10 protein-coding genes are annotated in these 14,476 nt (G+C 53.0%); 4 read left to right on the top strand and 6 right to left on the bottom strand.

The genetic code is table 11. From position 1 onward, the window contains the following. Nucleotides 1-46 precede the first annotated feature (46 nt). The 3 genes from GGR27_RS17430 to GGR27_RS17420 all read right to left on the bottom strand — a co-directional run bounded on the left by GGR27_RS17430 (nt 47) and on the right by GGR27_RS17420 (nt 2,145). Nucleotides 47-547 (bottom strand): hypothetical protein, encoded by a 501-nt coding sequence (locus GGR27_RS17430; protein WP_168039722.1) that lies wholly within the window; start codon nt 545-547, stop codon nt 47-49. A gap of 350 nt (nt 548-897) precedes the next feature. Continuing rightward, nucleotides 898-1,572, bottom strand: coding sequence for a restriction endonuclease subunit S (locus GGR27_RS19885; protein WP_209037980.1), 675 nt, complete (start codon nt 1,570-1,572; stop codon nt 898-900). Between the two features lie 45 nt (nt 1,573-1,617). Further along, complete coding sequence (locus GGR27_RS17420) at nt 1,618-2,145, bottom strand: restriction endonuclease subunit S (protein ID WP_168039720.1); 528 nt, start codon at nt 2,143-2,145, stop codon at nt 1,618-1,620. 164 nt (nt 2,146-2,309) lie between these two features. Here GGR27_RS17420 and GGR27_RS17415 point away from each other — a divergent pair, with 164 nt between their 5' ends. Next, nucleotides 2,310-4,175 (top strand): sensor histidine kinase, encoded by a 1,866-nt coding sequence (locus GGR27_RS17415; protein WP_168039718.1) that lies wholly within the window; start codon nt 2,310-2,312, stop codon nt 4,173-4,175. Between the two features lie 29 nt (nt 4,176-4,204). On the opposite strand, the gene GGR27_RS17410 is transcribed toward GGR27_RS17415, so the two are convergent. Beyond that, nucleotides 4,205-4,468, bottom strand: a complete 264-nt coding sequence (locus GGR27_RS17410; RefSeq protein ID WP_168039716.1) for a hypothetical protein — start codon at nt 4,466-4,468, stop codon at nt 4,205-4,207. 237 nt (nt 4,469-4,705) lie between these two features. Between GGR27_RS17410 and GGR27_RS17405 the strand changes: the two genes are divergently transcribed. After that, nucleotides 4,706-6,847 carry a molybdopterin oxidoreductase family protein gene (locus GGR27_RS17405; RefSeq protein WP_168039714.1) on the top strand — a complete coding sequence of 714 codons (2,142 nt, stop codon included), beginning with the start codon at nt 4,706-4,708 and terminating at the stop codon, nt 6,845-6,847. 49 nt (nt 6,848-6,896) lie between these two features. Beyond that, nucleotides 6,897-7,097, top strand: coding sequence for a hypothetical protein (locus tag GGR27_RS17400; RefSeq protein WP_168039712.1), 201 nt, complete (start codon nt 6,897-6,899; stop codon nt 7,095-7,097). Nucleotides 7,098-7,303: 206 nt separating this feature from the next. Here GGR27_RS17400 and GGR27_RS17395 read toward each other — a convergent pair whose 3' ends face one another. Beyond that, nucleotides 7,304-10,048, bottom strand: coding sequence for a choice-of-anchor Q domain-containing protein (locus GGR27_RS17395; protein ID WP_168039710.1), 2,745 nt, complete (start codon nt 10,046-10,048; stop codon nt 7,304-7,306). A gap of 490 nt (nt 10,049-10,538) precedes the next feature. Between GGR27_RS17395 and GGR27_RS17390 the strand changes: the two genes are divergently transcribed. After that, nucleotides 10,539-14,099 carry an ATP-binding protein gene (locus GGR27_RS17390; RefSeq protein WP_168039708.1) on the top strand — a complete coding sequence of 1,187 codons (3,561 nt, stop codon included), beginning with the start codon at nt 10,539-10,541 and terminating at the stop codon, nt 14,097-14,099. A 232-nt stretch (nt 14,100-14,331) separates the two neighbouring features. Here the strand turns inward: GGR27_RS17390 and GGR27_RS20660 are convergent, their stop codons facing one another. Then, nucleotides 14,332-14,472 carry a hypothetical protein gene (locus GGR27_RS20660; protein ID WP_168039706.1) on the bottom strand — a complete coding sequence of 47 codons (141 nt, stop codon included), beginning with the start codon at nt 14,470-14,472 and terminating at the stop codon, nt 14,332-14,334. Between the last annotated feature and the right edge of the window lie 4 nt (nt 14,473-14,476).

Genomic DNA, 14,476 nt, shown 5'->3' with positions numbered 1-14,476 from the left:
AAAAAGATTTACGAGACACAAAAAGTTTGTTCATCAAATTGAGCTTCTACTTCCCCAGCCCCATCCACCGGTACCAAAAGTTGAACAGCACCGTCGCCCCCACAAACAACAAAAAATTGGTTCGTAGCCGCTTGGCCCCCGACACCTGCCTACGGAAGGCAGCGGGGCAATCCGCCGCCTCGCCGTGCCGGCGCAGCGTCGAGACCTCCCCCGGAATAAAGCAAACCGGCAGTGCGTAGTCGTATTGCTCCAATACCGCACGGTGCGTGTTCTTATCACCAAACAGGGCATTCGACGTGGAGCCAAGCCCCACGAAATACTTAAAGCCGGGGTAATCCAGTATCTCCCCACTCGCCGTCACTATTTCTGTACCCGTATCACTATCCGGCGAGCCGTAGATAACGTCCAGAACCCGGAGCGTCCCCGTGCGTGCCTCCTCCGCCGCCACCGCTTCCAGGGGTGGGAGGACGGCAAAGGTGATGATCCCCACCATGGCTACGCTGAAGATGCTGGCCAGCCAGCACGTCACCAGGGTCATCAAGATCACAATATGTAGTTTAAGAAATGTGGATCGGGTAAACATGCAGTGGGTGTTTGAATCAATTTTTATCTATCCCTGATTAAGTTTTCGACGGATCAAGCTTTATTCATAGAATAAAGATAGTTATTGGAAAAACCACCGACGGAAATTGTTACTGCCCCACTACAATATCGTGGATCGCACGGAGTAAGCGCAAGTAAATTTTACTACTGACTGGTAGGGTTTTGCTCGTTGGAAAGTTTTCATACCAGCATTTTCTGCAGCAACCCCTTTTTCCAGCTTTCCAGCGCGATTACCTGGTGGTTGGCGGCGGTGATGCGGTGATCATAAGCTTCCAATAAGTCTGCGATGCTTCGCTACGTAGATTCGTTGGGAACCCTAATCATTAATTCCTCCAGCTGCTTACCGTAAATATGCATTACGGATACGCTCTGGGCCAGTTTAGCTAATTCTAGTTTCAACGGCCCGGATAATTGATACGCTAAAAATCGTCCATCAATTTCAGTCTTAATAATATTCATGTCGCTGCCCAAAGCAATCCCTTTTCTGATTACGCATGCTGCGGTAGCTATGTCGATGGCAGTTTCGCCGGAAGCCGGAATCAATACTTCATTTCCTTCCGATAAGATCAGCTGACTCCCTGGAATATTCGTTGAAGAAAACACTTCATCAATTACTTCACCATAGGTAGTGTACAATTCGCCGTATCGTATACACGGTAGTGAACCATTATTAACAATATCTGATTTACTTATCCCTTTTCCTTTTCTAATTAACGATATATCGCTCAACTTGATATTTGACCAGGTAGCTGAAGGTTCAAATACTTCTCTGATCAGAATGTTCTTTCTTATCTCCAACAACGCCCCCCGCCGCCGCGCCACCGCCAACCGACGATCCACCAAACCCAAAAAAGTGGCTATCTTTTGCTGCTCGGGGAGGGTGGGTAAATTGTAGAAGTATCTTTTCAATTTACCAACTGATAGGCTGGGTTGGGCAGAAGACTCACTTAATCTATTAAGGAACGCCAATTCAATAACTGTCCGATTTGCAGCTTGCTATCGTGGCGGTATTCTTCACCATTTGAAAACCACCGTCCCGACTAAGTACGGGATGCTGGTCTTCAAATCGCTCGAATACCACCACGCTAGCGGCGCTTCAATCAGGACAGTTATTAAATCGGTGTTCCTAAGCTTCTGTTGATACAAGTACTGAGCCAAGAACTCTGTATCGTTTGTTGAATTGCCTTGAACTGCAATTGCGTGTTCGCTTATATATGTCTTTCCTTTTGCTCTATTAATATTCCCGCAAAGGGCTCCTTGCCGACCAATCAAAAGATAAAAGCCTTTATGGGTATGGTCGTCAGTAAACTCTCGAAGCCCGTTACCTCCATCTACTTCATAATCGCCATATTCAGATATATCGCGAGAAACTATATTATGACCACTCTGGAAGTGACTACAAACTGCTCCCAATCGTTTCTTCTCCCACTCCCCCCAAACCCACCAAACCGAATCTCCGGCACCAAACGATCTTCCATAAACCTTTGCTTTTAACAATAAAAACCCCGCACCCCCGATAGCTATCGGGGGACCGCGACGCATAAGCTAGTCCCGTACTTAGTCGGGGCGCCCAACCGAATAGTAGCCAAATTCCTCGGAAACTAAAAGTAGGCATTCGGAAAGAAAGGCTTGACCGCGCATCCCGCTACCCCCAACATGCGCTGGAATACTTATCCAGACTAACGGCCACCAGACTTTACCCGAATATGAAATATATTACCTTATTCTTAGTAATTATCTATTCAACAACCGGGCTCACCGCGCAGTCGCTGGAGAAAATCGACTCCCTGCGCCAATTACCGCTGAACGCCGAAAAAGTCGACGCTTTTTTTTCCGCAACGATCGACTTCCTGATCGCCGGCCGCCCCGAAGCCGACGCCCTGGTGCTGGAGGGGCTGGAAATGGCCCGCGAGCTGGACGACCCGGTTTACTTGGGCCAGTACCACGTTATCCTCTCGATCGCGGCCTTTAACGAGGGGCGGTTTCGGGATTCCGATAGTTTGCTCGGCGTCGCGGGCGCGCAGAGCCTGCTGGCGGGCGATTCCGTCAACTATAATTACGTTCAGGTACAGCGAATCAGTAGCCTGATCTACGCCGGCCTCTACGGCACGGCCATGCAACGGGGTATCAATTTAATCCCCGAGCTCGAAAGCCAGCGCGATACGGGGAGCCTGATGGAATTACGGATGCGCCTGACCGAAGGCGCTATTTTGTCCAATGATTTCGAACGGGCGCTGACGTACGTCGAAAGCGCTTTTGCGCACGTCGCAACGTATCCACATTACGGTCCGTACTACCTGAATAATTTACGGATGCTGCGGGGGGTAATTATGGCCCGTACCGGGCGGGAGGCGGCGGCCCTGGACCTGTACGCCGCCGCTTTGGTGCACAAAGACGGTGCCAGTGACGTGCAGAATGATTACACCACCTACCTACGCCGGGCGGAGCTCTACCTGGAGCGCGACGACCTGGGCGCCGTTCGTCGGGACCTGGACTCCGCACGGGTACTGGGGGACCTTACCCACGACTATTGGCTCATCGACGCGGCCTGGTTGCAGAAAAACGGGCGGTTCGGTGAGGCGCGCGGGGTCCTGCACCGGGCGCTGGCGATGCTCCGGGACGAAGGCGTCAACAACGGCGACGCCGAGTCGAGTATCTACCGATTGTTGCAGTACGACGACCTGTCCGGACCACAGTACGACACGGCCGCCCACTACGGGAAGCTGATGGTGGCCGCCCTGGACAGCACCATCCGCCAAACCAACGCCGCCACGGTGCTCGACCTGGAAACGCAGTACGAAACGAGGGAAAAAGACCGGCGGATCGCCACCCAGGATACCGCCCTGACCGCACAGCGCCGCACCCAAAACCTAACGTACGGCATCCTGGGGCTTGCGGCCTTGGCCCTGGTCGGTCTCTTCTTCGGTTTGCGGAAAAACCGGCGCAAGAACGCGCTGCTCGCCGTCCAGAACGACCGGAACGAACTCCTCCTTAAAGAGATTCACCACCGCGTCAAGAACAACCTCGAAACCGTCTCTAGCCTGCTCGAACTCCAGTCCGCCAGCCTGACCGACGAGCACGCCGTGTCGGCCATGCGGGCCGGGCAGAGCCGGGTGCGTAGCATGGGCCTGCTGCACCAGAAACTCTACCAGGGCGAAAACCTGGCGGCCATCGAAATGAAGGATTATTTTACCAACCTCGCCGAAAGCCTGGAGGAAACCTACGAGCCGGATGACGATATCCTGATCACCGTGGCGATGGAGCCGCTGGAGATGGACGTGGACACGGCCGTGCCCCTCGGGCTGATCGTGAACGAGCTGCTGACCAACGCGCTGAAGTACGCTTTCGTGGGCGCGGGCGCGGGTGCCGTGACGGTGGGATTGAGCAGGGTGAATACTAACGAATACCGCCTCACGGTCCGGGACGACGGCGTCGGCAAAGACTTTGCCGCCGGCCCCCAGGGCACTGGCTTCGGTAGCCGGCTGGTGGAACTGCTGACTCGCCAGATCGGCGGCGCCCTGACGGAGGTAAACGACGGCGGCCTGCGGACGGAATTACGCTTTGCGGCGTAAACCGTCCGTCGCCGCCGGGCTTTACCACGTTAGCGCGGGGTACGGGCCTCCTCCATGAACCGGTAAGCCGATTCGTTGAGCCAGGCCATCGTCCCCATGCCCGCCTGGCGAACGTTTTCCAGGGGGTTGGTTTCAGACCTGCTCTTAACCGGTGAGTAAGTCTGGTTTGCGTGGCCGAGCTCCAGGAGGGCGTGGTCGATTCGTTCCAGTACCGCCTGATCGGCGCTGGCCGTCGTTGAAGTTTTGCAGGAAGCGAAGAAACCAAGAAAGCAGAAAAAGATTAAGTAACGCATGTTGACAGTGTGTTGTGTGCCGCGTGCCGGGCACCAGTGATGTCTTGAAAGTAGGTGGCTGGGCGGGTGGTGGCGGGCGGTTCTTTCCTAATCCACGGATCTGCTTTCCGAAGGGTGGGAAATATTGGTAGAATACGAATTTAGTAGTCGCGGTAGTGATCGCGTAGAGCTTATATTGGGGTCAGCTTTCTAGCCCGTCGCATCCGATGAGTGCCTACCGCCAATAACCAAGCCCCCATGCTCCACCACCGCGTCTGTAACCTCTGCGAAGCCATGTGCGGCCTCGAAATCGAGCACGACGGCACGCGCGTGCTCAAGGTCAGCGGGGATAAGCAAGACCCCTTCAGCAAAGGTTTCATCTGCCCCAAAGGCGCGCGCATCGCCGAACTCCACGAAGACCCGAGCCGACTGAAGAAGCCGCTCCGCAAACTGCCGGACGGGACTTGGGAAGAGATCGGTTGGTCGGAGGCGCTGGCCTACGCCGGGGAAAAACTGAATGCCGTCCGTAAAACCCACGGGCTCGATGCGGTGGGGCTGTACCTGGGTAACCCCACCGTGCACAACTACGGCATCATGGCCTACACGTCGGATTTGCGCCGCGCGTTGAAATCCAAGAATAACTTTTCGGCCACGAGCGTGGACCAGCTGCCGCACCATTTTATCGCTCACCAATTTTTCGGGCATTCGCTGCGGCTGCCCATTCCCGACATCGACCGGACGGACTATATGGTCATTATGGGCGCCAATCCCAGCGCGTCCAATGGGAGTTTGATGAGCACGGGCGGCGTCACCCCCAAGCTCGACGCCATTCGCAAGCGCGGCGGCAAGGTCGTCGTCATCGACCCCCGCCGCACCGAGACGGCCCGGCGCGCGGACGAACACCTGTTCATCCGCCCGGCCACCGACGTTTATTTCCTGCTGGCCCTGCTGCACGAGATCGACCGCAACGGCTGGGTAAATACGGCGCACCTGACTGATCACGTGACCGGCCTGGAGGAACTCAGGAAGCTATCCCGGGACTTTTCCCCGGACCGCGTTGCCACCCACTGCGGCGTCGCCGCCGCCGACATCCGCCGCATCGCTCGGGAATACGCGACCACCGAACGCGCCGTGCTCTACGGCCGGATGGGGCTTTCCACCCAGGCGCACGGTACGCTCTGTAACTGGTTGTTGGTGGCAATCAACCTCGTCACCGGTCACCTCGACCGGGCGGGCGGCGCGATGTTCACGACCCCAGCCGTGGACTTGATCAAAAGCAAGAAACCCAGGAATACCTACGGGCGGTGGCGCAGTCGCGTCCGGGGCCTACCCGAAGCGGAGGGCGAGCTACCCGTCGCCGCCCTGGCCGAGGAAATCATGACGCCCGGCGACGGCCAGATTCGCGCCATGATCATCCACGCCGGCAATCCCGTGCTGTCCAGCCCCAACGGTAAGCAACTCGACGGCGCTTTTGCGGACCTCGACTTCATGGTCTGCATCGACGTGTTCCTCAACGAAACGACCCGCCACGCCGACCTCATCCTGCCGCCCGCCGCCTTTTTGGAGGTGGACCACTACGACTTCGTCTTCAACCACCTCGCCACCAGCAATAACGCCAAGTATTCTCCGGCGCTCTTCTCCCCGGAACCCGGCCAGTGGTACGACTGGCAGATCGCTAAGGCCCTGGTCAAAGAACTCGCCCCGTTGTCCGGCTTCAAACCTGGTCGGTTGTTTGGCTGGAGCACGCCCCGCCGTCTGCTCAACCTCGGCCTGCTAAACAGTTCGTACGGAAAATTCAGTGGCCTCGGAAAGCTATTTTCCGGGCTGAGTCTGGCTAAGCTCCAACGGAACCCCCACGGCATCCACCTGGGGCCGCTAAAACCCCGCCTGCCCGCCGCCCTGCTCACGAAGGACAAGCAAATAAACTTGGTGCCCGACTGGGTGCCGGAAGCACTCGCACCCCTGCGGGAAGCATTAGCTACAACTGATTCCCAAGTTCGCGACCCTAATGAATTCCTCCTCGTCGGTCGCCGCCATCTGCGCAGCAACAATAGTTGGATGCACAACGCGCCCGGTTTGGCGAAGGGTAAAAACCGGTGTACCGTTATGATCAGTGAAGCGGACGCGAGCCGTCTTGACCTGGCCAACGCGCAGGAAGTAACCGTCACCTCCCGGACCGGCAGCATCCACCTTCCCGCCGAGGTGACCGACGAGATGATGCCGGGTGTCATCAGCATTCCGCACGGCTTCGGCCACGACCGCAAGGGCACGAAGCTACCGGTGGCGGAGGCGAACCCGGGCGTGAGCGTCAACGACATTACGGACGAGACGTTGCTGGACCCGATTACCGGGAATGCGGCTTTTTCGGGGCAGGTGGTGCGATTGGTGGCGCGGGTGTAGGCGTATTTTTCCAACCGTAGCTGAGCCGGTATTCGACCGGCTGAACCTGGTGCTCTCCGGCGACGGACTCATTCAGCGCTTCTTCACGGGTACGATTCGGTATCAGGAACAGGACCTCGACCTGACCAGTAGGTGGGAAGTACCATTGTTTTCCGCGAAGGTGACGTGCAAATTTGGCAACCGCTCTTTAAAGCGAGGGGAGGACCGGGAGAGTTTCACCAGTGAGGAGCGGGGGCGGCTGGGGGAGTGATGCGTAATCGTACTGTATCCATTCACGCAGGGGGCAGGAATGGATTAGGTAGCGCACATTAAAAATAAGTCGGGTACCGTGCGCCCGGTATTAAAACTGCACCGAGCCTTACCGGAGTGACTTAATTATTTCCGGACGGATTATCGGATACCCAAAAACCAATCTTGTGGTGAGTGAGGTATCCGATAATTGACCCGAGAACGGAGTTACTGCTTTGCGAAAGCCCGCACCATCATCTCCGCTCCGTCCGAAACCACGAGCCGGTACGTGCCCACGGGTAATTCAGCGATATTCATCCGTTGTTGGAAGTCAGCTCCGTGCTTCTCCGCAACCGTTGCGTGAACGACCTGCCCCAGCGCGTTTACCACCTGAATGCTGAGCGTTCCCCGCCAGTCATTTGCTATGGACAATTGCAACTGAGCGGAGGCCGGGTTCGGAAAGGCCTTCAGCGCACTAGCGCTGACAATTACCTCCCTGACGGCAGTCACGCAACCTTCTCCGGCATTGAACGGACTTTCGTAGGCACCGATGTCCAGGCACCCGCCCTGAATTCTTGCGTTCCCGGCAAGGTCAAATTCGGGGGTTTCGCCGGTCACGAAGCCGGCGTCAACGGCGGGGCTGTTTACCGAAAGCAGGAATGTGGCCACCTCGAAAAGCGGATCGGTGCTGGATTGGTCGGTGCTCGTTAGCAGATCATCCATCGTGTCATCACCAATGAGATTCCCACCCAGAGAGCTCGCGGTGCTCGTCGAAGCGGAGACAAAGTCGGGTGAATTAGGATTGTACAGAATGGTGTTCTGTATGTCCAAATTACCGCCCGCGGTAGAAATGCCACCGTCATCATTGTCGGCGATGGTCGTGCTTTTTACGGATAGGTTAATTGCGCCGTCCATGCCAATGCCTCCGGTAAAATTACCGGCAGCAGTTTTGCCGCCGCCAGGATTGCCACCGCTATTATTGGCCAGCAAGCAGTTTTCGACCTTAACGCTGTCGGACGTGGAAGTGCCGATTTTATAGAGCTGGACGGCTCCCGCTCCGTCCGCACTGCTGTTGTCGTCGAACACGGACCCGGTGAGGTTTACCTTCACTTCAGTTGCCCCGGTACTTTCCATGAATAAGCCGCCGCCGGCACCTCCGCTCGTGTTTCCTACGAACTGGGAGTTGTTGACTTCCAGGTAATTATTGGTTCCGAGAGAATTGGTATAAGCAATACCTCCACCGTTATGATCCGCCGTATTATTCTCCAGCAGACAATCCCTCAACATAATGGTGTCATTCGAAGGGTTACCAGCTGTGTAGGCGAAGGCCATGGCGCCACCGTCGGGAGAAGGACCGTTCGGGGAGGCGACGGCCGTATTGTTTCTGAACGTACAATTACTAAAATGGTAATTATTATCGCCACCATCGATTAACTTCAGATGGACAGCACCACCATTGGTAGAGGAATTTTCCTCAAAGGCACAGTTAGTTACGCTAATTTCGAGGTCTCTGAGACCAAAATTACCGGCGATAAATGCTCCGCCATCAAAGGTACTGGAGTTTCCCCTGAACAAACAATTACGCACACTTGCCGATACGGCGAAAAAGCCAAGTGCGCCGCCGGCGTCCGTGGCTTCGTTATCGATAAATTGGCAGCCATCAATAATGATATCCTTCGTAAAACCAAAACCCAGGGCACCAATGACGTATCCAGCTTTGTTGTTCTGAAAAAGACAGTTTCGTACGCTGCTGCCGGCGGTGGCAATTTCGGAAAAATTCACCGCGTTGTTGGATAGCGAGTAATTGGATTCAATGGTACAATTATTGAGGTGCAACACGCCCGTACTGAAAATTCCACTACCCGCTATACTGATCTCAGCGGGAAAATCTTCGTCCGCATGGCCACCGGAAACAGTGAAGCCGTCGAGAACGGAGAAGGTAGATAGGGTATCGACGGCCATCACGTTATTGACGTTGTCCGTTCGGTTACTATCGAGGTCACCAGCTACGTCATCCCCGTTAACGTCTCCGGAAAGAACGGTCACGTTAGCAGCTGGGTCACGCTGGTCGCGCGTCGTTTCCGTTCCGTTGAAACCGCCGTAGATAGAGGCATTTTGGTGGAGGTAGAAAATTCGCCTGGTAGAGTCCGGATACGAGCTGGGGATCTCGGGTAGGTAGGTACCGGCGGCTACCCAGATCTCGTCACCTGCGTCATAATTTTCCAGTGCTTCGTGGAGGGTCGTGTATGCTTTGTCCCAGGAGCTGCCGTCGTTGGTGCCTGTAGGCGGGACCCTCACCCAGGTAGCTCCCAAGAAAGCGCCCATCCTTCCTCTACAAATGTCGCTCAGCCTGATGAAACTCGCCGTGTCATTAACAATGGAGAACGTATACGAGCCGACCTGGGAAGGGTCGCAAAAGCCCGGGGGAAAATCCTGTACAATGAGCGTATCCCCATTTTCTTTAAAGGCGGAGAACTTCTCAAAATTCACCCCATCACTACTTCTGGACGTCGTATCCGAGCTGAAGCGGTAATAAGTAATGGTCCCGTTTGGACGGTAAACTTTCCAGGTATTGTTGGCTATGGTTACTGGCTTGACGTAGGTGACGGGGCCCGGGGCTTTTACAAAAACACCCTGATCGAAAGCAAACGCCCTGGCTAGACAAGAATCGGTTACCAGCGTAAAATCCGCCGTGTCGTTCACCGTTGAAAAAGTGTACGTGCCAATCTGTAAGTTGTCACAAAAATCTGGGATCACATCCCGTAAGGTTAACGTATCCGCGTCTTCTTCGTAAAAAGATACATTAACGTAATCTACGCCATCTCCACTAAAGGATAAGGTATCCAAAGTGAAGTGGAAGTAGAGGCTACTACCGTCTGGGAAATAGTTTATCCAGGTGGTGTTGGCTAGGGTTTGCGCGTTGATGCCGGAGCAGTAGGCGAATAGGAGGACAATAGAGAAGAAGTGCTTCATGGTTGTTGATTTTGGTTTGAATAATGAAGGATAATTGGTGCCTTTATCCCGACCATTCAAAGTTGCGGACAACCCCGCCCCCGCTTCTTCACATTTTCATTAAACACTAGTACTTTTCCATTTTCAGAAAAGAAAAAAGGTGTACAGAATAATCATGTTGCGATTTGTGGAGGTGTATAAGTGACTGATGTTAAAGGTATTATCGCACTAATTTTCTACGTAGCTCATTTCGTCAAGGTGCCTGCGGGGCCCATTCGCCCGCGCTTAGCGAGCACAAAATCACTTCACGGAACTGATGCCCTTGGTGCCGTATCACGTCCGTGACCGAGGCGTTCACTAGATTCAATTGTGTAATGTGACGTCGAACGAGCCCCATCATATTCCACTGATACATAACTTATGATGTATTTTACACAACACACTATCTTAAACAGCAGTCGGGCTTTTATTTTCAACTTGCACTGCGTGAGCGAACAAACTTGACACACAAATGGGCGGATTACTCACCCTCGTTACCTGGCCAGCAAAATTACCCAGGGGCTTCCCATTAAGCCTTTCCGCAATTTCTTACGGGCAGTCTATTCGCAGGGCCAAGCTACTGCTGCTCGTTATGCTGTGGGCGCTTCCGTTGCTCGCGCAGGATGCTCAGAACACGCTGAGCGTCACGTCGGCTAGTTCCACGACAGAAATTACCGATAAGTTTACTTACCTAGAAAACTCAATTACCGTTTTCAAAGATGAATCCGGTGTCGTTTCCTTTGAGGAGGTATTCGGTAATGATTTGCTTTTTTTAGCGAATGATACGAGGGAAAATTTTCGGGCGGATGAGGTGTACTGGATGAAGCTGGATCTTCATGCGGGGAAGCAATACGTGGACACTTGTCTATTTTATGTTGAACAAGACGGTACGCCTAATAGCTGGGAAAAAATCGATGCTTACCTGATTCACGAAGACGGGCGGGTGGAGGAACAAAGAGCAGGCTTTGGCTTGGCCGTGGTAGAGAAATCCGTGCCGGTCGATCACCAGGTAATTGGTTTTGGGCTTGATCCTGGCGAAAACGCACAACTTTACGTCAGGGTGGAAGGGATACGCGCGGAACACGCCCTTACGCACTTATCCGTGTGGGCCAGACGGGTGACGGCCTTAAGTCCCTATCTCCAGTATGAATATCAATTCAACGGTGAGTTTGAAAATCACGTCGTTGAGGGGGCGAACGCTCCTCCCTTTCCGTTTCGATCTAACGAGATAAAAAATATTGAAATACTGGAGCTGCCAGATTCAAATACGACTTTCGAAGACATCCTTAAGCACGAAGGGGACTGGAAATGGAGAGATAATAAGTTGATCGACGTTACGCAAAAGGGAAAGGTGTACTGGGTAAAGACACGGCTGACGGGTACGGATGTTTTTCGTGGAGAACAACTGCTTCACGTAGGCTACCGTGGCAGCGACTTGCAGGCGTTTGATCACGTAGATGTTTATAGTGTAAAAAATGGAGCGGCTTATACCCACCAACGCACGGGGAACGGGGTGCCACTCAGCGAGCGCCCTTATGATTATTGGCCGACTTTTTTCAAAGTAGATCTACAAGCCACGGATACCGTCGACCTGTACGTTCGACTAATGGGCCTGAACCGATACGCTCCCATGGAATTTATCGCGCTGTACCACATTGACCCCGCTTCCGTGTTCCCCCAGCAAGTCTATGCAGCAGCTAAGACGTGGCTGGCCATCGGAATCCTGGGTAGCCAGTTCGTGTTCTTTATACTACTATTTTTCATCGAAAAGGAACGGATTCATGGTTATTTCTCCACCATGATCCTGGGTGTTTCCCTACTATTGTTGTTCAACAACTTCATATTTTCTACTTATGTCCCTTTTCCTGAGCTGAACCAGTACAATATGGGGTTATTCAGTCTGGGGCAGTTGCTGTTTCTGACGGGGTTTCTAAAATTCACGGAAACCTACTTCAATTATGAAGCCACCATTATTTACGCCAAAAAGATTATTCCGATTACTATTTTTGCGTGCGTGGTTGCTTATTTATGTACGGTATTCACCGTGATGCAGACTTTTTTTGATTCAATTTTTGGTTTGTTCGTGGTGTCTTTTTCCTTACTGCTTCCTTTTTGGTTAGCCATCCGCGCAAAGCAGCGGCCAGCGCAATTAAAACTAATCTGGTTTGTTGCGATGGTCCCGATCGCTTGGTTAAATATCAGCTATTCAGTATACGTGTTGTTGGAGCCATTCGGGATTGAATTCGATTATGGCCACCCGAGGCACCTTAGACACCTTCCGGCAACTGCGATTTTTTTACTGACCGTCTTCTCCTTGAGTATCGGCTACCGAAAAAACCTGTTGAAAAAGGAAAAGGAAATAGCTTTAGAGCAGAACCTCAAGGACCAAAAGACAATCATTGAAAAGCTAGCGCAAACTACGAAGTTGGAGAAAATAGATGAAGTAAAGACCCGGTTTTTTACCAACATCACCCATGAGTTCCGTACGCCCCTAACGGTGATTTTGGGGATGACCGATCAGCTGGGGGCCGGTAGTTGGTTGGCTAAGGCGAGCATCAAGGAAAAAGCCAGGCTCTCCAGAGGGCTGGAGCTAATCGACCGCAACGGGAAAAAACTATTACAACTCATCAATCAGCTACTGGATCTGTCAAAAATAGACAGCGCTAGTCTGCAGCCCAACTATCAACCAAAAGAAGTGGTTGCTTTCGTGAAGTATGTCGGCGAGTCATTTGAATCCCTGGCCGCTAAGAAATCGATCCGCTTACAGATTTATACGGAGATCGACACCCTGACGATGGCGGTGGACGAGATTAAGCTGCAAAAAATAATATCTAATCTACTTTCTAACGCCATCAAGTTCACGCCCGTCCGTGGTAAGGTGACGCTACATTTATCTCAGCAGACCAATGAGATTCAACTAAAGGTAAAAGATACCGGGGCAGGTATTTCCGAAGCTGCTTTGCCCTATATTTTCGACCGCTTTTACCAAGAAGATAACGCTGCTAGTCGTAGAGGAGAAGGAACGGGTGTCGGTTTAGCGTTAGTCGAGGAACTAGTGAAACTGATGGAAGGCACGATCGGCGTAAAAAGTGAACTCGGAAAGGGGGCGGAATTCGTGGTGCTATTACCCATTAATCAGGAAGAAACAAAGTGTCTCGCGCAGGAAGAGCAGATAACTTTGACCAAGGAACAAGCCAACTTCCTTCCCACGCCTGATCTGGTGCTTGTTGAAAATAATGCGCTGGCAACTACGCCCGTACTGAATGACTTGGGGAAGAATACACAACCGCATTTATTGATCGTTGAGGACAACCCCGACGTAATTTTATACATTCGTTCTCTCCTCGAACCCTTCTATCAAATTATGACGGCGGACAACGGCGCGCAAGGCATCGATAAAGCCCTGGAGCACGTCCCCGACCTGATCATTAGCGACGTGATGATGCCGGTAAAGGATGGTTTCGAACTGGTCGCCACCCTCAAGCAAGATGAGCGGACGAGCCACATTCCGATGGTGCTACTGACCGCAAAAGCAACGCAACGAGATAAACTAGCCGGGCTGAAATTCGGAGCGGACGCCTATCTGATGAAACCTTTCGATAAGGAAGAATTACTGGTCCGCTTAGAAAAATTACTGGAGATGCGGAGGGTTATGCGACGACGATACGGTACAGAACCTGTGGGTTCCGCTGACAAAAACACGCCTAAAACCCAGGAAGACCTGTTCCTCGACAAAATCAATGGCGTCCTGGAAAAGCACTACGAAGACACGGACTTAAGCGTAACGGACGTAGCCAAAATGTTGCACCTCAGCCACCAGCAATTTTACCGGAAACTCAAAGCGTTGACCGATCACACGCCTAATCGTTACCTCCGGGCTTTCCGCTTGCAAAAGGCCAGGGCCTTATTGATTGCTGATAATAACTTGAATGTGTCGGAGGTAGCCTACGGGGTTGGGTTTGATAGCCCGAATTATTTCAGCCGGGTATTTTCGGAGGCGTTCGGGGTGTCGCCCAATGAGGTGAAGCGGTAAAGGTCAGGGGCCGGATAATAGGTTAAGTAGGAGCTCCCAGGTTATTAAAATAATACCCACAAATAATACTAACCGCATTAAATAGAAAAGCCGCCTTCAATTCACGGGTAAGCAGCCAGTGCGGCCCGCCCCAATTCCAAGGCGACCTCCCTTACGCTTGCCACGGCTTTCAGGCAAGTCAACGGCGAGCGAGCAATAAATATCTCCCTGGAGGAGGGCCAGTACACCGTTGCTACTGGGGGCATTCGCCTTGCCGCCGTCGTCGCCCCAAAACGGGCAGGTTACCCAGGCGCGGGCGCGGGTGCCGTGTTTGTTTAATCACCAACCGCTTAGTCAATTGCCCTTCCTCCCCGGTGAGATGTAATAGGTACACCCCC

Source organism: Neolewinella antarctica (assembly GCF_011927835.1).
GTDB lineage: Bacteria > Bacteroidota > Bacteroidia > Chitinophagales > Saprospiraceae > Neolewinella > Neolewinella antarctica.
This window is presented reverse-complemented; position numbering and strand designations above follow the sequence as displayed.